The organism is Streptomyces viridochromogenes DSM 40736, assembly GCF_000158955.1.
GTDB lineage: Bacteria > Actinomycetota > Actinomycetes > Streptomycetales > Streptomycetaceae > Streptomyces > Streptomyces venetus.
This window is the reverse complement of the sequence record NZ_GG657757.1, coordinates 8,146,415-8,164,918: the sequence shown is the minus strand read 5'-3', so window position 1 is coordinate 8,164,918 and position 18,504 is coordinate 8,146,415. Positions and strand designations below refer to the sequence as shown.

General features: G+C 72.4%; 16 protein-coding genes and 2 pseudogenes. 11 read left to right on the top strand and 7 right to left on the bottom strand.

Annotated elements, in window-relative coordinates; all coding sequences use genetic code 11:
* The first annotated feature begins 50 nt into the window (after positions 1-50).
* The 5 genes from SSQG_RS35825 to SSQG_RS35805 all read left to right on the top strand — a co-directional run bounded on the left by SSQG_RS35825 (position 51) and on the right by SSQG_RS35805 (position 3,301).
* Entirely contained in the window at positions 51-1,058 is a 1,008-nt protein-coding gene (locus tag SSQG_RS35825; protein ID WP_003994894.1) for a hypothetical protein, read from the top strand.
* Positions 1,059-1,106: 48 nt separating this feature from the next.
* Entirely contained in the window at positions 1,107-1,304 is a 198-nt protein-coding gene (locus SSQG_RS35820; RefSeq protein ID WP_039934370.1) for a hypothetical protein, read from the top strand.
* A gap of 106 nt (positions 1,305-1,410) precedes the next feature.
* Positions 1,411-2,439 carry an iron-containing redox enzyme family protein gene (locus SSQG_RS35815; protein ID WP_003994892.1) on the top strand — a complete coding sequence of 343 codons (1,029 nt, stop codon included), beginning with the start codon at positions 1,411-1,413 and terminating at the stop codon, positions 2,437-2,439.
* 21 nt (positions 2,440-2,460) lie between these two features.
* Complete coding sequence (locus SSQG_RS35810; RefSeq protein ID WP_003994891.1) at positions 2,461-3,114, top strand: HemK2/MTQ2 family protein methyltransferase; 654 nt, start codon at positions 2,461-2,463, stop codon at positions 3,112-3,114.
* Complete coding sequence (locus tag SSQG_RS35805; RefSeq protein ID WP_003994890.1) at positions 3,095-3,301, top strand: CDGSH iron-sulfur domain-containing protein; 207 nt, start codon at positions 3,095-3,097, stop codon at positions 3,299-3,301. The genes SSQG_RS35810 and SSQG_RS35805 overlap by 20 nt, the downstream gene beginning before the upstream one ends.
* 150 nt (positions 3,302-3,451) lie before the next feature.
* Here the strand turns inward: SSQG_RS35805 and SSQG_RS35800 are convergent, their stop codons facing one another.
* Positions 3,452-3,886, bottom strand: coding sequence for a protease inhibitor (locus tag SSQG_RS35800; protein ID WP_003994889.1), 435 nt, complete (start codon positions 3,884-3,886; stop codon positions 3,452-3,454).
* Between the two features lie 325 nt (positions 3,887-4,211).
* Here SSQG_RS35800 and SSQG_RS35795 point away from each other — a divergent pair, with 325 nt between their 5' ends.
* From SSQG_RS35795 to SSQG_RS35785, 3 genes are all read left to right on the top strand, one after another.
* The gene (locus tag SSQG_RS35795; RefSeq protein WP_003994888.1) at positions 4,212-4,769 is read left to right on the top strand and encodes a hypothetical protein; all 558 of its coding nucleotides are present in this window, start codon (positions 4,212-4,214) and stop codon (positions 4,767-4,769) included.
* Positions 4,770-4,974: 205 nt separating this feature from the next.
* Positions 4,975-6,564, top strand: coding sequence for a purine-cytosine permease family protein (locus SSQG_RS35790; protein WP_039934369.1), 1,590 nt, complete (start codon positions 4,975-4,977; stop codon positions 6,562-6,564).
* An 82-nt stretch (positions 6,565-6,646) separates the two neighbouring features.
* A complete protein-coding gene (locus SSQG_RS35785; RefSeq protein ID WP_003994886.1) occupies positions 6,647-7,816 on the top strand; it encodes a lactate 2-monooxygenase in 1,170 nt (389 codons plus the stop codon).
* A gap of 60 nt (positions 7,817-7,876) precedes the next feature.
* On the opposite strand, the gene SSQG_RS35780 is transcribed toward SSQG_RS35785, so the two are convergent.
* The 3 genes from SSQG_RS35780 to SSQG_RS35770 all read right to left on the bottom strand — a co-directional run bounded on the left by SSQG_RS35780 (position 7,877) and on the right by SSQG_RS35770 (position 10,463).
* Positions 7,877-9,526, bottom strand: a complete 1,650-nt coding sequence (locus SSQG_RS35780; RefSeq protein ID WP_003994885.1) for an RICIN domain-containing protein — start codon at positions 9,524-9,526, stop codon at positions 7,877-7,879.
* A gap of 310 nt (positions 9,527-9,836) precedes the next feature.
* Entirely contained in the window at positions 9,837-10,214 is a 378-nt protein-coding gene (locus SSQG_RS35775; protein WP_003994884.1) for a hypothetical protein, read from the bottom strand.
* Between the two features lie 3 nt (positions 10,215-10,217).
* A complete protein-coding gene (locus SSQG_RS35770; RefSeq protein ID WP_003994883.1) occupies positions 10,218-10,463 on the bottom strand; it encodes a hypothetical protein in 246 nt (81 codons plus the stop codon).
* Positions 10,464-10,651: 188 nt separating this feature from the next.
* On the opposite strand from SSQG_RS35770, the gene SSQG_RS35765 reads away from it, so the two are divergent.
* Entirely contained in the window at positions 10,652-11,617 is a 966-nt protein-coding gene (locus SSQG_RS35765; RefSeq protein WP_003994882.1) for a sigma-70 family RNA polymerase sigma factor, read from the top strand.
* Here the strand turns inward: SSQG_RS35765 and SSQG_RS35760 are convergent.
* The 3 genes and pseudogenes from SSQG_RS35760 to SSQG_RS35750 form a co-directional block, all read right to left on the bottom strand.
* Complete coding sequence (locus SSQG_RS35760) at positions 11,577-12,368, bottom strand: alpha/beta fold hydrolase (protein WP_003994881.1); 792 nt, start codon at positions 12,366-12,368, stop codon at positions 11,577-11,579. The two genes, SSQG_RS35765 and SSQG_RS35760, sit on opposite strands and share 41 nt — an antisense overlap.
* Before the next feature lie 75 nt (positions 12,369-12,443).
* Positions 12,444-14,690 carry a glycoside hydrolase family 9 protein gene (locus SSQG_RS35755; RefSeq protein ID WP_003994880.1) on the bottom strand — a complete coding sequence of 749 codons (2,247 nt, stop codon included), beginning with the start codon at positions 14,688-14,690 and terminating at the stop codon, positions 12,444-12,446.
* 155 nt (positions 14,691-14,845) lie between these two features.
* Positions 14,846-15,376, bottom strand: a pseudogene (locus SSQG_RS35750) (discoidin domain-containing protein); the annotation flags it as partial.
* Positions 15,377-15,495: 119 nt separating this feature from the next.
* On the opposite strand from SSQG_RS35750, the gene SSQG_RS35745 reads away from it, so the two are divergent.
* Positions 15,496-17,880 carry a SpoIIE family protein phosphatase gene (locus tag SSQG_RS35745; RefSeq protein ID WP_003994878.1) on the top strand — a complete coding sequence of 795 codons (2,385 nt, stop codon included), beginning with the start codon at positions 15,496-15,498 and terminating at the stop codon, positions 17,878-17,880.
* A 55-nt stretch (positions 17,881-17,935) separates the two neighbouring features.
* Positions 17,936-18,494 (top strand): annotated as a pseudogene (locus tag SSQG_RS35740) (DUF4232 domain-containing protein).
* The last annotated feature ends 10 nt before the right edge of the window (positions 18,495-18,504 follow it).

The following is an 18,504-nucleotide window of genomic DNA, read 5'->3' as shown; positions in this document are numbered from 1 at the left end:
CTCGGCGGGCCGTTCCGTTGGTCCGCCCCGGAAACGGGTACCCACGGGCCATGCGAATCAGCGTGATGGACGTGGGATCGAAGACGGTCAGACTGGTGGTCGCGGACGCGGACGGTGGGGTACCGCTCCCGGTGCACACCGCCAAGTGGCGGCTCAGGCTGTCCGAGCAGGTCACACCGGGGGGACCCATCCCGGAGCAGGCCGTCGAGCAACTGGTGCACGCGGTCGCGGAGGCGAGCAGGGCCGCGTCCCGGTGGGGCGCGGCCGGGCCGCTGGCGTTCGCGACCGCCGTGGTGCGCAACGCACCCAACCGGCATGAGGTGCTGCACACCGTCCGGGCCCGTACGGGCGTGGCCCTGTGCACGCTGCCGGGCGAGGTCGAGGCGGAACTGACGTTTCTCGGCGCCCGGCGCTGGATGGGCTGGCGTTCGGGGCCGCTCGCCCTGCTCGACATCGGCGGCGGCTCGCTCGAAGTCGCCTTCGGGCGCGGGCGGTTGCCCGACTTCGTGGCGTCCCTGCCACTGGGTGCGGGGCGGCTCACCCATGAGTTCTTCGAGAACGAGGACCCGCCCTCGCCGGAGCGGGTGCGTGCGATGCGCCGCAAGGTCCGCCATCAAATGCGGGATGTCGCGGCACGGATCCGCTGGGAGGGTCCGCGCACCGCGGTCGCCACCTCCCGCACCTTCCAGCAGCTGGGCCGGCTGTGCGGCGCGGCGCCCGGACGCCGCGGCCCGTTCGTGGACCGGCAGTTGCACCGAGGGGAGCTGCGGGAGGCGATCGCCAGGCTGGCCGCCCTGCCCGCCGCCGAACGCGCGCACCTGCCCGGCATCTCCGCGCCGCGGGCCGCGCAGAGCCTGGCCGGTGCGGTGGTCGGGCACACCGCGATGAAGCTGACCGGCCTCAGGTCCGTCACGGTCTGCCCGTGGGCGATCCGCGAGGGGGTGCTGCTGCGCCACATAGAGGACGGCCCGTCCTGGTGGGCTGAGGTCACCCGCCAGAACGAGGAGGCGGCCCCTCCCGACCCGGTGCCGCTGCGCATCGCCACCGCCTCCAGCTGAGCTCCCGTACAGATGAACGGACGCACCGAACGCAGGAAGGAGACATCTGTGTCCCAGAACAAGGACCCCGAGCACCACGGCGCCTCCGAGCAGCCCGAGACGGCATTCGAGGAGGTGCTGCGCGAGATCGAGCACGCCGAGAACCGCACCCAGGACTCCCCTGAACAGCGCCGCCACCGGGGCGAGGCCGCAGACGCCACCACCCCGAACACCCGTGCGCAGGAGGAGTCCGAGGGAGAGCAGTAGGAGACGGGCCCGGGCCCCTGGTTGTCGTGTCCACACCGGCAACCAGGGGCCCTCCTGCATGTCGTGAGGCGGGTGACCCCGGGCTGAGGCCGGGTACCCGGCGCGCATGGCGCACGACCGTGAAGAACCAGAACCCCGGGAACCGGGGCTCCCCACCCCGCGCGGGCCGCTGAGCGGGGGTGTCGAGGCGTATCTGCGGGACGCGGGCCGGCTGCCCCGCCTGGAGGAGGTCGCCCGGGCCGCCGTGTACGGGGAGGACCTCCAGCTGGCGTTGTACCTGTGCTACGAGCTGCACTACCGCGGTTTCGCGGGTGTGTCCCCCGACCGTGAGTGGGACCCCGACCTGCTGCGCACCCGGGCGGCCCTGGAGCATCGCTTCCTGTCCGCCCTGCGCGGCGACGCACGGGTCCACGACAGTGTGGACGAGGCACTGGCCGGTCTTCTGGTCGAGCCCGTCGACGGCACCGGCGTCACCCACTTCCTGCGCGACGAGGGCGAACTGTGGCATGTGCGTGAGTACGCGGCCCAGCGCTCCCTCTACCACCTGAAGGAGGCCGATCCGCACGCCTGGGTGCTGCCGCGGCTGTGGGGCCGGGCGAAGGCGGCGATGGCGGCGGTGGAGTTCGACGAGTGGGGCGGTGGCCGCGCGGACCGTGTGCACGCCCGCCTGTTCGCGGACCTCATGAGGGACCTCGGCCTGGACACCACGTACGGCCGCTACCTCGACGCCGCGTCCGCCGAGGCCCTGGTCACGGTGAACCTCATGTCCCTGTTCGGCCTGCACCGGGCCCTCAGAGGCGCGCTGGTCGGCCACTTCGCGGCGGTCGAGATCACCTCATCGCCGGGGTCGCGCCGGCTCGCCGAGGCGATGCGCCGCACCGGCGCCGGGCCCGCCGCCGAGCACTTCTACGATGAGCACGTCGAGGCCGACGCGGTCCACGAGCAGGTGGTGCGCCACGACGTCATCGGCGGTCTGCTGGAGCTGGAGCCGCACCTCGCCCCGGACGTCGCCTTCGGTGTCGACGCCACCGAGTTCGTCGAGGAGCGCTTCGGCGCCCGGCTGCTCGCCGACTGGCGTGCGTCCCGCTCGTCACTGCGCGCCCCGCTTACCCAGGAAACCGCCTATATCTCCTGATGGCCGGGGTACTCGAGTGAAGTGAACCCACTGGTACCCCCGGGCGTGTACGCCCCGCAGGAGGACACCGAGCTGCTGGCCGGTGCGCTGTTCGACGAGCCGTTGCCGACGGGCGCGGCGGTGCTCGATGTGGGCACCGGGACCGGTGCCCTGGCCCTGGAGGCCGCACGCCGGGGCTTTGACGTGACCGCCGTGGACGTGTCCCGGAGGGCGGTGTGGGCCGCACGGCTGAACGCCGCGCGGGCCGGCCTCCTGGTCCGCATCCGGCACGGGAACCTCTTCGATCCCGTGCTGGGCGAGTCCTTCGACCTGATCCTCGCCAATCCGCCCTACGTACCGGCCCCGGGCGGGACCCGACAGCCACGCGGTGCGGCCCGGGCCTGGGACGCGGGCGATGACGGACGGCTCGTCGTGGACCGGATCTGCCGGGAGGCGCCCGGCCTGCTGCGTCCGGGCGGGGTGCTGCTGCTGGTGCAGTCCGCGCTCAGCGACCCGGACCTGACCGTGCAGCGACTGCGCGCGGCCGGGCTGAAGGCCGCGGTGACCCGTCGCCGGCGGATCGCGTTCGGGCCGGTACTGCGGGGCCGGGAGCGCTGGCTTCGGGAGCGGGGGCTGCTGGCCACCGCCGAGAACCGGGAAGAGCTGGTGGTGATCCGTGCCGAACTCCCCGTCTGACCGGTCCGCGGCCCCACGCCGCGTCACCGTCCAGCGCAAGGGTCCGCTGCTGGTGGAGGGCCCGGTGGAGGTGGAGCTGGAGGACGGCTCCGTCGTCACCTCCGACCGCTTCCGGGTGGCCCTGTGCACCTGCCGTCGCAGCCGGCGCTATCCGTGGTGCGACACGAGCCACCGCGACCGGGCGTGAGCGCACCGGTCTGAAGGAACGCCCAGGGGCCGGCGGGCGGCCCCACTCCGCCCGCCGGCCCCCTTGTACGAGATCGCAGGTCCCCGCGACAGCGGCCCGGCTCCCCAGCCACGAACCGCCGTACCTCCCGGGAACGGCGCGATCCCGGTCCTAGAACGCGAAGACGCCGGAACCGTGGGCGTTCTTCACGCACTCGTTGGAGAAGGTGCGCTCGTAGGACACTCGCTGTCCCTGCCAGACACCGTCGACGGTGACGACCACGGGGTCGTACTGCTTGGTGCAGAACGCACCCTCGCCGGCGGTCAGGGCGCGGATGTCGCCGCCCACTCCGCGCAGTTGCGCGCAGGCCGAGCCGGCCACCGGGTGTGTGCCGGAGGCCTTCGGGAAACAGGTCAGAGTGACCGCGCGTTCCGGAGTCGCTGCGACCGCGCTCTCGCCGTGGCCCACCGTGAGGACGAGGGCCGACGGGGCGTAGAGCGCGGTGGGGGCCTGACCCGGATCGGCGAGCGCGGCCCCGGAGAGGGGTCCGCAGACGGCGGTGGCCGTCAGTCCGAGAGTCATGGCCCAGCGCGCGGTGTTCCGCATTGTGTGCATCCTTCCGCTCGATTACGGGGGGTGCCGGCCCGTGCCCGGTCGGTGCCCGGGGCGGCGAGCGCGAGTCTGCCGAGTCCGCCGCCGAAACACACATCGACCCCACGGGTTTCAGTAACCTTGTGTATTGAATCAGTGGCGTGAAGTTACGGAATCCGCGTGGCCGAAGCCCGTAACCGGGCGGTCCTCGTGGACATGAAGCGGCCAGATGGCTGATTTCCGCGTGTTCGTTAATCGGCCTGAAACATTCCGATTCCGCTCTCGGCCGACCGCTTCGCAGCCCCTTGTGTTCATGCTCCAGCCGAGTAATCGTCATTACATGATTACTCCAGAGCAGAGAGAGAAGCTGCGCGGCTGGTTCGCCGGCCGCCTCCCCGACGACCTCTTCGAGGAACTGACCGAGGTCACGGTCGACCGCGAGGAGATCACGGTGATCGGCCGCATCGCCGAACCCCGGCTGACCGAGGACGCCCCGGCCGCCGAGCGCGAGGCGGCCCTGGAAAGCCGGGTGCAGGAGTTCCGGGAACGCACACGCGAGGACCGGATGGCCGTGGCCCGCGAGGCCGAGCACCGGTTCCGCCGCAAGGTGTCCTGGGGCGTGGAGTGCGGCGGGCGGCGGGCGCTCTTCACGCATGTGGCCGCGCCCGTCATGACGCGGCTGCGCCAGCCGGAACGCCAGGTCCTCGACACCCTGATCGCCGGCGGCGTCGCCCGCAGCCGCAGCGACGCGCTGGCCTGGTGCGTGCGCCTGGTGCAGCGTCACACCGACGACTGGCTCGCGGAGTTGCGCGACTCCCTGGAGCACGTGCAGCGGGTACGGGCGCAAGGACCGGACGCCGAGCCGGACCAAGGGCCGCACCCCTCCGACGAGGAGTGACCGAGGAGTGGAGGATTCGTCCACCGGCAACGAGAAGAATGGATGAACCGTCCTCTGGCGTAGATCACCTTCGCCGTCCTACGGTCGGCACCACCCCAGAGGACGGCTTCCGCGCGCCGCCGCACACCCCGCCGCCGGCGAGCGGCCGTCCGCCCCGCATCCGCGCCACCCCGCGCTCCGCCGCCCCGTCCCCGCTGGAGCCCACTTGTCCCCGTCGGCCGACCACCCCTCCCCCACCCCGGCTCCGCCGTCCCTCACGGAGGTGGAGACCCACGGCGTCGACCGCATCCCCGACCCGGAGCGCACCGCGACCCCGTTCGACCTCTTCCGGCTGGCCTTCGGCGGTGCCAACACCTTCTCCACGTGCGTCCTCGGCGCCTTCCCGATCCTGTTCGGGCTGTCCTTTTGGCAAGGTCTCGCGGCCACGCTCCTCGGCGTCGTGACAGGAGCGCTGATCCTTTGTCCGATGGCCGTGTTCGGCCCGGCCAACGGCACCAACAACGCCGTGTCGTCGTCCGCGCACCTGGGGGTGCACGGCCGGGTGGTCGGCTCGTTCCTGTCCCTGCTGACGGCCGTCGCGTTCTTCTCCATCTCGGTGTGGAGCTCCGGCGACGCCCTGGTCGGTGGTGCCCATCGGCTCTTCGGCCTCGGCCGGGACGACCTGTCCTACGCCGTCGCCTACGCGCTGTTCGCGGTGCTGGTGCTCGCGGTGTGCGTGTACGGCTTCCGGTTCATGCTCTTCGTCAACAAGATCGCGGTGACTTCGGCGAGTGCGCTGTTCCTGCTCGGTGCCGTGGCGTTCGCGGGTGACTTCGACCCCTCGTACGCGGGCGTCTTCACCGACTCCGCCGACGCGGCGACGACGGCCCTGTTCTGGCCGTCGTTCGTCGGGTCGGCGCTGATCGTGCTGTCGAACCCGGTGTCGTTCGGGGCGTTCCTCGGCGACTGGTCGCGCTACATCCCGGCGAGCACACCGCGCCGGAAGGTGATGGGGGCGGCGTTCCTGTCGCAGCTCGCGACGCTGCTGCCGTTCCTGTTCGGCCTGACGACGGCGAGCATCATCGCGGACAAGGCGCCGGAGTACGTCGATCCGGCGGCCCCCGACTTCGTGGGCGGGCTGCTCGCGATCTCGCCCGGCTGGTTCTTCCTGCCGGTGTGCCTGCTCGCGCTGATCGGCGGCATGGCGACGGGCACGACGGCGCTGTACGGGACCGGGCTCGACTTCTCGTCGGTGTTCCCGAGGCTGTCCCGGGTCCAGGCGACGCTGCTGGTCGGCGCGTTGTCGATCGCGTTCATCTTCGCCGGCCGGTTCGGCCTCGACCTCGTGCGGTCCATCTCGACCTTCGCCACGGTGATCATCACCTGCACCACGCCGTGGATGGTCGTGATGATGCTGGGCTACTGGACGCGGCGCGGCTGGTACGACCCGGAGGCGCTCCAGGTCTTCAACCGCCGTCAGCGCGGCGGCCGTTACTGGTTCGCGCACGGCTGGAACTGGCGGGGCATGACCGCCTGGTGGGTGTCGGCGCTGCTCGGTGTCCTGTTCACCAACATTCCCGGGCAGTTCGTCGGCCCGTTCGGCGACCTGGCGAACGGCATCGACATCAGTCTGCCGCTGTCGCTGGTCGTGGCGGCGGTGCTGTTCCTGACGCTGCTGCGGCTGTTCCCCGAACCCCGGGCGGTGTACGGGCCCGAGGGCGCCCGGCTGGCCCGGACGGCCGACAAGCCGGTGCCGCCGGTCACCGGGCCCGGTGGCGAGGGTGCTTCGCCGGAGCGGGTGGTGGCCGGACCCTGATCCGTCCCCGCACATACCGCTCGGTATCGTCGGCTCGACGGCACGGTCTCGACGAGGAGACGACGAGAGGCGGTTGCGTACGGTGGGCAAGCACTGGGCGGACTTCCAGTACGAGATCTATCTGAACGGGATGACGGGTGCCGTACCGCGGCTGCCCACCGATCTGACCCGGCTGGAGGAGCTGACCGAGCAGCGGCTCGGCCCCGGCCCGGTCGGATATGTGGCGGGCAGCGCCGGGAACGGCAGCACCGCCCGAGCCAACCGGGCGGCCCTGGAGCGCCGCCGGATCGTGCCGCGCGTCCTGCGGGACGTGCACGAGCGGGACCTGTCGGTCGAGGTGCTGGGCCGGGCCCTGTCGGCTCCGCTGGCGCTGGCCCCGGTCGGGGTGCTGTCGATCATGCACCCCGATGCCGAGACCGCCGCGGCCCGGGCGGCCGCCGCCCAGGGCGTGCCCTTCGTCCTGTCGTCCGCGTCGAGCACGCCCATGGAGCAGGTCGCCGAGGCGATGGGCGACGCCGAGCGGTGGTTCCAGCTGTACTGGCCCAGGGACCCGGAGGTGGCCCGCAGTTTCCTGAACCGGGCGAGGGCGGCCGGGTTCGGCGTGCTCGTCGTCACCCTGGACACACCGCTGCTGGCATGGCGGCCCCGCGATCTCGACCAGGCCTATCTGCCGTTCCTGCACGGCGTCGGCACGGCCAACTACTTCTCGGACCCGGCCTTCCAGGCGGGTCTCGCCAGGCCGGTGCACGAGGATCCGAACGCGGCCGTGACGCACTTCGTCCAGATGTTCGCCGACCCGGCCAAGACCTGGCCGGACCTGGCGTTCCTGCGGGAGAACTGGGACGGCCCGATCGTCCTCAAGGGCGTCCTGCACCCGGACGACGCCCGGCAGGCGGCGGAGGCGGGCATGGACGGCGTGGTCGTCTCCAACCACGGCGGGCGTCAGGTGGCCGGTTCCGTGGCCGCGGCCGACGCGCTGCCCCGTGTGGCGGAGGCCGTCGGGGACCGGCTCACCGTGCTCTTCGACAGCGGGGTGCGCACCGGCGACGACATCTTCAAGGCACTCGCCCTCGGTGCCCGGGCCGTCCTGGTCGGCCGGCCGTACGTCTACGGCCTCGGCCTCGACGGCGGACCCGGTGTCGAGCACGTCATCCGCTGCCTGCTGGCCGAACTCGATCTCACCCTGGCCCTGTCGGGCCACGCCACACCGCGCACGATCGGTCCGGCCGACCTCGCCGACGGCCCGGTATGACATGTGGGCCGCGCGGTGTCTTCACCGCGCGGCCCTCGTGTCAGCCCTCGGGCACCGTGCTCACTCCGTCCGGCCGCCCGGCAGGGTCACCTGTCGTGCCGTCGGGTCGTCCTGCTCCTCGATCGACAGGGAACCCGCCGTCGTGGGCACGGGCTCCGGCTGCCAGCGCTGGCCGCCGGAGCGGTCCCGGACCTTGACGACGATGTCGGCGTCCGGGTCGCCGTCGGTGGAGGTCAGGGCGAGCTGTTCGTCCCAGCGCGGCAGCAACTCCCCCTGCACGGTGAGGTCGTAGCGCACGTCGTCGGCCCGATCGTCGTCGGCCTCGGCGCAGGTGCCGAGCACGACGACACCGGCGTCCTTGTGCGAGTCCAGGCACAGTCCGGGATCGGCGACGCTGCGCAGCAGCCCGTCGTTCTCGTACGTCCACTGCTGGGTCCACACCGTCGAGCACTCCGCCAGCTTCGTCCCGGAGCCCTCCTTCGGCAGGTCCCGGACGTCGAGGCACAGGTCGGCGCCGGCGTTGCGCAGCCGCGTCACGCCCGGCGCCGTGGGCAGCTTGGCCGTGCCGGGCGGTGTCCTGGATTCCGTACCGCCCGCGCCGGCGGCGCTGTTGGAGCCGGCCGGGTCGGCGTGTCCGCCGTCGTACGACGACGCGCTCATGATGAGCACCGTCGCCAGCACCCCGGCCGACACCGCACCGACGCCCGAGAGGAGCGCCCGGGAGGAGCGCAGCGCGTCGGGGATCCGTGCGCCCGGTACCCGGCGTGCGGGCAGGGGGATCCTGGGCAGCAGACGGTGGCGTCCGGCGGTCAGCCCGTCGCCCCGTCGCCCCCCACCGCGCCGGCCGGCGCGCCCGCTCCGGTTGCCGTGCGAGGACCGGCCCGGACGCGAGTCGAGGTAGCGGCGCACGCCCCAGCCGAGCACGGCCTCGGCGATCAGCGGGCCCAGTCCGCCCTCGAAATGGCTCAGTTGTTCTGCCGCGTTCCGGCAGTAGCGGCACTCCGCCAGGTGCTCCTGGACATCGGGCAGCAGTGCGCCGCCCCGACGGATCGGCACATCGAGGAGGCGGTTGTAGAAGCGGCAATCCTGGGTCGGCGCGAGTTCGCTATGGGCCCGTACACAACCCTCGCGGAATTTGTCACGCGCCTGTTCGAGCGCGGCCGACGCGATGTCGGTGTCCATGCCCAGCAGACCGGCCGGGACGGTTAAAGGATCTGCCTCGACCTCGACATGCCACAGCAAACAGCGCGCCGCTGCGGGAAGTGCCTGAAATGCCCGCTCCGCGAGGGCGCGATTTTCGGGCGTCATGGACGTCGCCGCGCGCAGCCCGCGCCCTCCGGCGGGTTTCTGCAACGCCGGGAGGACGGCGGATATTCGATCGTCGCCGGACCACTCACGGATCGTGTCGCGCACGGTCACCAGCAAGGCCGGGCGCAGCGCGACGGCCGACTCGCCGAAGGCGAGGCGGTTGAGGGTCCGGTGGAAGGCGGTCCCGGTGACCATCGTGGCGACCTGCGCCGACGAGGCCAGACAGATGACCGCGTAGTCGTGCACCGGCTGCCAGTGCCGCGCCATCAGCAGGGCGGTCGAATGGGCGGCGACGTCGCCCTTCGGGGTGCCTCTGAGTGGGGCGGCCAGGGATTCGTCGGAGTCCCCGGGATCCCCGCCGGGCGGGGGATACGGGGGACGAGGGGGGTGGGGGGTGGGCACTGAGGTGGTTCCTTCCCACGCGCATGTGACACACGGAAGTCCTGACGCCGAAAAAAGGAGCCCGGTTGGTGCGTACCTCTTTTGGCGCGGCGCGGGAGGTGCGAATTCGCCGACGGCGAATCGGACCCGGTCAACAAAACACGTGCGACACCCGGCCATTCCCCCCGCACGCGTGTTTCACTCTTGCACAACCCCCACACGACCAACAAGGCGCCTGTGCAACATCCGGCCCATTGACAGAAAGTCAGAAAGGGGAACGGACTGCCGCCACTCGTACCGGTTTTCGACATTTCGCTGCGTCGCGCGGCCCTCAGATCTGCCAGGAGCGCAACCGGTCCGCGGCTCCGTAGACGTCGGTCGTGCCGGACATCAGGCCGCGGGCGAGGTCGACGAGGGCGCCGTAGGGCGGGTCGATACCGACGCCGCTGACGAACATGTACGCGACGGCCGTCGCACAGGCGAAGCGGGCGTTGGCCGAGGGCAGCGGCCGCAGCACGGCGAGGGTGTGCAGCAGCGCGGCGGCGCGCCAGGCGGCGTCGGAGTCCACTCCGAGGCGCGGCGGATCGACGCGATGCCGGGCGACGGCGGCGACCAGCGAGGAGAAGTCGTTGACGGTGGGCTGGTCCGGGAGGACCTCTTCGTGCCGCTGGAGCAGCCAGGGCACGTCGATGTGGATGACGGGTGCCATCGCTCAGGCGGCCCGCCCTTCGCCCTTGCTGGGCGGTTCGTCGTCGGGAAAGGCGGCGGCGAACTCGTCGGCGTGGGTCGCGAAGAACCGGCGGAACGCCTCCGCGCCCTCCTGCAGAGCGCGGTGGCGGGCTATGTCGGCCGCTGCGGCCTCGCGCACGAGCGCCTTCATGGACGTACCGCGCTCCTTGGCGATCTGCCGCAGATCCTCCAGTTCGCGGTCGCTGAACTCCACGTTGAGAGCTGGCATGCCCTTCACGGTACCGCTCGGGTACTGACTCGTAAATACAGCCAGCTCAGAGGCAGCCTCAAGGGGTACCGGGCGAGGTGGCCCGCCGGTCAGTCGCCGAGATCTGCGTCACATCGCACCCCGTGATGTCACATCCCGGGCCCCGACCCGGCTCGCAGTGGTGAGCGCGTCTTCTGGGAGGCCCACACATGACCGACATCTCCGCACCCGGCACCGCCGCCCCGCTCGACGAGGCGACCGGGGTGTTCGTCGACCACCGCCAGCTGCTGTTCGGCGTCGTCTACAACATGCTCGGCAGTGTCGCCGACACCGAGGACGTCCTGCAGGAGACATGGCTGTCCTGGACGGGCCGCGGCGGGGGCGCTCCCCTGCCCGGCGTCGACAGTCCGCGGGCCTACCTCGTCCGGGTGGCGGTCAACCACGCGCTGCGCCGGCGGGCCGCGGTCAGCCGCAGACGGGAGACGTACGTCGGCTCGTGGCTGCCCGAGCCGCTGGTCTCCGACGAGGCCCCGGACACCGCCGACGGTCCGGCGCTGCGCTCCGAGTCGGTGTCGCTGGCGATGCTGGTGGTCCTGGAGTCGCTGACCCCGCTGGAACGCGCGGTGTTCGTCCTGGGGGAGGTGTTCGGCTACCCGCACGCCGAGATCGCCGAGGTCATCGACCGCTCCGCCGCCGCCGTACGGCAGTTGGCACACCGGGCCCGGGAACACGTGCACGCGCGCCGGCCGCGCTACGAGGCACATCCGCGGGTGCGGCGGGAGGCGACCGAGCGGTTCGTGCGGGCGGCGCTCGGCGGGGACGTCGCCGAGCTGATGGAGGTCCTCGCGCCGGACGTCACGGCCTGGACGGACGCCGGCGGCAAGCGCAGGCCGGCGAGTCTGCGCCCGGTGCACGGCCGGGACAAGGTGGCCCGCCTGATCACGAACGGGCGGGGCGGCCCGGACCGTCCCGTCTGGCGCTACCGGCGGGTCAACGGCGACGACGCGGCCGTGCTCTTCGACGGCGACGCCCCGTACGCCGTCCTGGTCCTGGACCTCACCCCCGAGGGCGACCGGGTGCGCGGCATCTACGTCGTGGCCAACCCGGACAAGCTGGCGCACGTGGCCGGGCCGCTCAGGACAGGGCGTGGCAGAACTCCCGGACGGTCCGGTTGAACGTTTCCGGCGCCTCGACGTTGCTCAGGTGCCCGATACCGGGGAGCACCACCAGCGTGGCCCGCGGGATCGCTTCGAGGAGCGGGCGGGCCACCTGCTCCACCGGAGAGCGCGTGTCGAGTTCTCCCCACAGCAGGAGCGTCGGCACCTCGATCCTGGGCAGCAGGTCGCGCTGGTCGGCCTCCGCCATGATGGTGAGCTCGGTCCGCATGCTCCCGCGGCGGGTGTCCGCCGACATCAGGGACAGCATGCGGACGGCTTCGGCGGGTGGCCGGCCCGCGAACAGACCCGGCATGGTGGGCGCGAACTCCTCGTCCGGAACGTCGAGCATCCGCTCCGCCCCCTCGACCCGCGCCCGTACCTCCGCCGGGGGCAGCGAGCCCTTCCAGCCGGCGTAGGTGTCGACGAGGACCAGCGTCCTGACGAGTCCGGCGTGGTGCCGGTAGAGCTCCAGCACGACGGTCCCGCCCCAGCCCACGCCCACCACATGGGCCGGGCCGAGACCGACGTCCTCGACGACCGCCGCCAGACAGCGGGCGTAGTCCGCGAGGACGAAGGAGGGCGACACGTCGGCGGACCGGCCGGAGCCCGGCTCGTCCCAGGCGATCACGGTGAACTCGTCGGCCAGGTCGGCGACCTGCGCACGCCACAGGCGGGCGTCCGTCATGGCGCCGTGCGCGAGCACCAGGGGCGGGCCCTGGCCCACCCGGTCGTAGGCGACCTCGATGCCGTCTACCCGCACCGCGTGCATGAGACCAGGCTACGCGCGGGTGCCGGAGGCGGCCTGTCGGCGGACTCCCCCGGCACCCGGCGCGGTCGTCCGGCCCTACCCCTGGTCCGCCACGAAGGAGGCCATGCGGGTCAGGGCGGCGTTCCAGTTGATCGTGTGCTCGTTGGTCGACCAGGACTGGATGTCGTCGATGTAGCAGAACTGGCCGACACAGCCCTGGAGTTTGCTCTGCGCGTAGGGGTCCTGGATGCCCGAGTTGGGTCCGCCGGCGAGGGTGCCCCGCGGCGGGTTCGGCAGACCGGGGTCGAGCTGGCGGGCGTACCAGCGGCTGTGCTGGTTGTGAGAGCTGACCTCGCCGTAGCCGGTGACGTAGGAGATGTTCAGCGCGTTGCGGCCCAGGATGTAGTCCATGGTCTGGAGCGCGCCGTCCCGGTACTTCGCGGCGCCGGTGATGTCGTAGGCGGTGGCGAGGACGACGGCGTTGTTGAGGACCTGGTGGCTGGAGCCCCAGTCGTAGGTGTTGCCGTCCGGCGCGTAGGGCATGCCGTAGGGCTGGGCCTTCAGGGTGGCCAGGTAGCGGTCGGCGCCCTTGACGACGGACTGGCGCACCTTGTCCCGCCCGGGCAGTCTGTTCGGCACGGTCGCGAGGTCGAGGCGGCCGGCCGCGCCGGTGCGGGCCCAGTCGAAGCCGACGGGCTTGAAGAGGTCGGCCGTGTGGACCGGGGACTTCAGGACGTACTCCTCGAACTGCTTCTCCCCCGTGCTGAGGTAGAGCTCGGCCGCCGCCCAGTAGAAGTCGTCGGTCACGTCGCTGTCGGAGTAGGCGCCGCCGCCGATGCCGTCGCTGTCGGAGGCGTAGCGGTCGGGGTGCGCGAGCGCCGCCGACCAGGCCTTGCGGGCTGCGGCCAGCGACCTGTCGGCGAAGGCCTTGTCGTAGGAGCGGTAGAGGCGGGCCGCCTGTGCGGCCGTGGCCGCGAGGTTCAGGGTGGCGGCGGTGGACGGCGGGTGCAGTTCGCGCTTTTGCGGGTCGTCGCCGGGCAGCAGCGGCAGGCCGGTCCACTGCTCGTCGTGCATCTTGTGGTGGGCCATGCCGGCGAGCGGTTTCCCGTCGGGCACCTGCATCCTCAGCAGGAACTCCAGCTCCCAGCGGGCCTCGTCGAGGAGGTCGGGCGCCTTGTTGCCGCTCTCCGGAATGGCGAGGCTGCCGTCGCCGAGCTTGCCGGCGTCACCGGTGCGGGCGTGCAGCGCGCGTTCGTGGGTGCTCAGCACCTCCCAGGTGGAGATGCCGCCGTTGACGACGTACTTGCCGTGGTCGCCGGCGTCGTACCAGCCGCCGCTGACGTCCAGGGAGTAGTCGCACACGCCGGGCTGGCACGGCACGTCGGTGTCGCCCTTGTTGGGCGCCACACCCACGTGTCCGGCCGGGCGGCCGTAGCCGGGTCGCAGGTCGTCGCGTATCGCGATGCCGCTGCGCTGGGTGTAGTAGTACTTCGCCGAGTCGAGGCGGAGCCGCTCGTAGGCGCTCGCGTCGATGTCGAACGGGCGGCTGGTCTCGCCGTCGGCGACCAGGGTGAAGCCGGTGCCCTTGGTGCGGTAGGCGCCGAAGTCGATCGAGTGGACGTTCTGCCCGGACGAGGCGTCGACGCCCCGGGGCAGGGTCGTCCCCCGGGCGACCACGGTGCCGCGTGCGTTCTTGAGCTCCCAGGGCAGCTTCGCCGTGGCGTCGGTGACCAGGGTGGCGTTCTTCGGCCCGGCGGGCAGGTAGGCGACCTGGTTGACACGGACCCGGGGCCCGGTGTCGGGCTCGTACGGCTCCGGCGCGACCCCGCCGAGCAGCGAGACGTCGTCCATGCAGAAGCGCCAGGCGTCCGCGCTGCCGCCGAGCTGGAAGCCGACCTGGCCCTGGGCGGTGTCGACGGGCGAGGTGAAGGTGTAGGAGTAGCTGTCACCCGAGACGCTGAGCTGCGGGGTCACCTCGTAGTAGGTGTCGTACGGCGACACCGACAGACCCACGATCGCCCGGACCACGTGCCCGGCGGGCGTCCCGGTCGCGTGGAAGGAGAAGCGGTACGACTCCCCCTTCACCAGGGTGATGTCGTTCTGCCCGACGGCGGCGTCCCAGCGGTTGGCGGTGCCGCCGGGGACGTCGGCGCAGAGCCGGCCGTCGGACAGGCCCTTGGGGACGTTGCTGGTCGCCCACCAGGGGTCGGTGGTGGTCTCGAAGGTGCCGTTCTTGACCTGTTCGACCTCTTCGGCCCCGGCCGGTGCGGAGGGCAGCGCGGTGAGCGCGGTCGCCAGGAGGGCCGTCAGGGACAGCAGGGCGGTTCTGCGTCGTCGTTTCACGTCTGGGCTCCTCTGGGGAGGGGCGGGTGGCACTCGGAGTGGGAGCGCTCCCAGATGCGGACGCTGGCCATGGTTGTGGCTGATGTGACACGCCGTCAACGGTTCGGACGGTACTGGCCGTTCGTCGCCCGTCCGGACCGTCGCGCGGGGCGGGTTCAGACCGCCGGGAGCTCCAGCCGGCTGATGCGGAGCGCGCCCTTCGCCTCGCCGGGGTGGCGGCTCGTCATCGTGAGCCGGACCCGGGAGCCGCGGACGGTCCCGAACGTGATCACGGTCGGGGTGTCGGAGGCGGTGGCCCAGTCGATCGCCATGTCCCGCACCGCCCGCCACTCCCGGCCGTCCCACACCGCCACCTCGATCGCCGTGGGCAGACTGTGCGTCGCGTCCACGGTGAAGGAGACGTCGGCCCGGTCGAAGCCGCGGGTGCGCCCGTGGTCGACCGAGACCCAGTCCTCGGCGCGGGCGCCCTCGAAGGCCGGCAGCAGGGCCGTGGCCTGCTTGAGGAAGCCGTTGGACCAGCCGGTGGCCGGGTCGCCGTCGAGCATGGCGGCGGGCAGCGAGTCCGGGCGGCCGGAGTAACTGGCGTCCGCGTGCGGGTGGTCGACGGGTGCCGGGTGCTCCGGCGCGAAATCGGGCGGGGCCGTCTCGGCCCGGTCCGCCGCCCTGGTGGCCCGTACGGTCACGGTGCTTGACCGTACGGTGCCGGTGGCACGGGGGTTACCCGTTCGCGCGGGGCGCCTACGGACTAGGCTGGAACTCTGGTGGCCTCCCTGATCACTGTGAGTGTCCGTATGGAGTGGCGACGATGAGCCCGGACGAGCCGTTCGACGAGGGCGTGGCCGCCCATGCCGTCATCGCCGCCGACGGGACGCTCACCGGGTGGAGCGAGGGCGCCCGCCGTCTGCTGGGCCACACTGCGGACGAGGTCGTGGGCCGCCCGGCCACCGAGCTGCTGGCCGACGGAGCGGTCCCGCCGCCCGTCCCGGAACACGGCCGCTGGAACGGCGAGCTCACCCTGCGCCACCGCGACGGCCACACGGTCTCCGCGTGGGTGCTGGCCCACCGCAGACCGCCGGAAGGACCTGAGGTGGTCGAGTGGGTCGCCGTGTCGCCGCCGGAGGCCGCCGACGCGGAGCTGCCGGACGACCCGTTGGTGCGGGCGTCCCTGACACAGTCACCCTGCGCCACGATGATCTTCGACGAGCGGCTGCGGCTGCGCGGTGTCAACGACGCCATGGCCGACCTCCTCGGGATGCCCGCCTACCGCCTGCGGGGGCTGACGCCCACCGAGATCGGCAGCCGGCCGCAGAACAGGGAGTTCGAGGAGAACCTGCGCCGGGTGCTGAGCACCGGCCGGCGGCAGGACATGCAGGTGTACATGAAGGCCAGCGGCGAGACCCGGGACGCGCACGCCTGGCTGGCGCGGATCGCGCCGCTCACCGACGACTCGGACCGGGTGCGGGGCGTCTGCGTGACCGCCCATGACTTCACCGACCAGTACCGGGCACGGGAGCGGCTGCAACTGGTCAACGAGGCGAGCGTGCGCATCGGCACCACCCTCGACGTCACCCGTACGGCACAGGAACTGGCGGACGTGTGCGTCCCGGCACTCGCCGACTTCGTCAGCGTCGACCTGCTCGACGCCCGGGAGCACGGCGGCGAGTCCGCCGGCCCGCCGACGGCGCCGGTGAGTCTGCGCCGGGCCGCCCACCAGTCGGTCAACCCCGACAGCCCCGAGGCCGTGGCCAAGCCGGGGCAGGTGGACGTCTACCCGGAGAACTCCCCGCAGGCCGCCTCGCTGATCTTCGGCCACTCCATCGTGGCCTCGGGGCGGGACGGCGATCTGAAGCGGTGGCTCGCCTGGGACCCGGTCCGCTTCCGGCGCGTCCGCGAGTACGGCATACATTCCACGATGTCCGTGCCGCTCCAGGCCAGGGGCACGACCCTGGGGGTCGCGGTCTTCACCCGCTTCCGGCGCACCGAGGACTTCACCGAGGACGACGTGCTGCTGGCCGAGGAGGTCACGGCCCGGGCCGCCGTCTGCATCGACAACGCCCGTCGCTACTCCCGCGAGCGTGAGACGACCCTCACGCTCCAGCGCAGTCTGCTGCCCCGCAGCCTGCCGCGCACCGCCGCGGTGGAAGCGGCCTCCCGCTATCTCCCCGCCACCCGCTCCGGCGTGGGCGGCGACTGGTTCGACGTGATCCCGCTGTCCGGGATGCGGGTCGCCATGGTCGTCGGGGACGTCGTCGGCCACGGCATCCAGGCCTCGGCCACCATGGGCCGGCTGCGCACCGCCGTCCGCACCCTCGCCGACATCGACCTGGCCCCCGACGAACTGCTCACCCACCTCGACGACCTGGTCGTCCGGCTGTCCCAGGAGTCCGGGGGCGACTCCGGCACCGGGGAGGTCGGCGCGACCTGCCTGTACGCCGTGTACGACCCGGTGTCGCGGCGCTGCAGCCTGGCCCGGGCCGGGCACCCGCTGCCCCACCTGGTGCCGCCGGACAGCCCGGCCCGGCAGCTCGACCTGCCCTCCGGTCCCCCGCTCGGCGTCGGAGGCCTTCCGTTCGAGTGCGCCGAGGTGGAGCTGCGGGAGGGCAGCGTCCTGTCGTTCCACACGGACGGGCTGCTCGCGAGCCGCGAGCGGGACATCGACGCGAGCCAGCGGATGCTCCGCGAGGCCCTGTCGGCCCCTTCCGACTCCCTGGACGAGATCTGCGACCGCGTACTGCACACGCTGCTCCCGCCGACCGGCTCCGCCGACGACGTGGCCCTGCTGCTGGCCCGCACCCGCGGACTGCCCGCCTCCCAGGTCGCGACCTGGGACATCCCCGCCGATCCGGCGCTGGTGGCGCCCATCCGCAAGCAGGTCGTCGACCAGCTCGACCAGTGGGGGCTGAGCGAGGCCACGTTCACCGCCGAGCTCGTGGTGAGCGAGCTGGTCACCAACGCCATCCGCTACGGCGCCCCGCCGATACGGCTGCGGCTGATCCACGACGCCTCCACGCTGATCTGCGAAGTGTCCGACACCAACCACACGGCTCCTCACCTGCGCCGGGCCAAGACCTGGGACGAGGGGGGCCGCGGTCTGCTCCTGGTCGCCCAGCTCACCCAGCGCTGGGGCAGCAGACACACCGCCGAGGGCAAGACGATCTGGGCGGAGCTGCAGCTGCTCGACGAGTTCTGACCGGACGCTTCCGGCCGGCCGTTTTCCCTCCGGCCGGGGGGACACCCGGGAGGACATGACGAAAACCTCCCACGTCGTACGCAGGGCGGTCTTAGGCGCGAGCGCGGTCGCGCTGCTCGGCACGCTCACCTCGTGCGGCACCGAACCCCCCGCACAGAGCACGGCGGCGCACCTGCCCGGCGGCACGGACACCGGCACCCGCTGCCACACCGCCGGACTGCGGGCCTCGGTCGGCAGGATGGACCCCGGGGCGGGCCAGCGGAACTTCCCCGTCGTGCTGACCAACGTCTCCTCCCGGACCTGCACCCCTGTACGGCTATCCGGGCGCCGCGTTCGCCGACGCCTCCGGCGGGCGGCTGGGCCCCGACCCGAAGCGCACCCCCGACGAGCCGGTGACCGTGACGCTGGCGCCGGGCGGCAGCGCGTGGGCGGGGCTGCGGTACGCGAACCCCGAGATCAGCGGCGCCCGTACCGCGACCCCGGCGGCGCTGCTGGTGACACCGCCCGACGAGCGGAAGGCGCTGAAGGTGCGGTGGAAGGGCGGCGAGGTTCCGGTCGGCGGGAACGCGTCCTCCGTGTTCCTCACGGTGTTCTCGGCCGGCGACGGGCCCTGACGACCGCCCT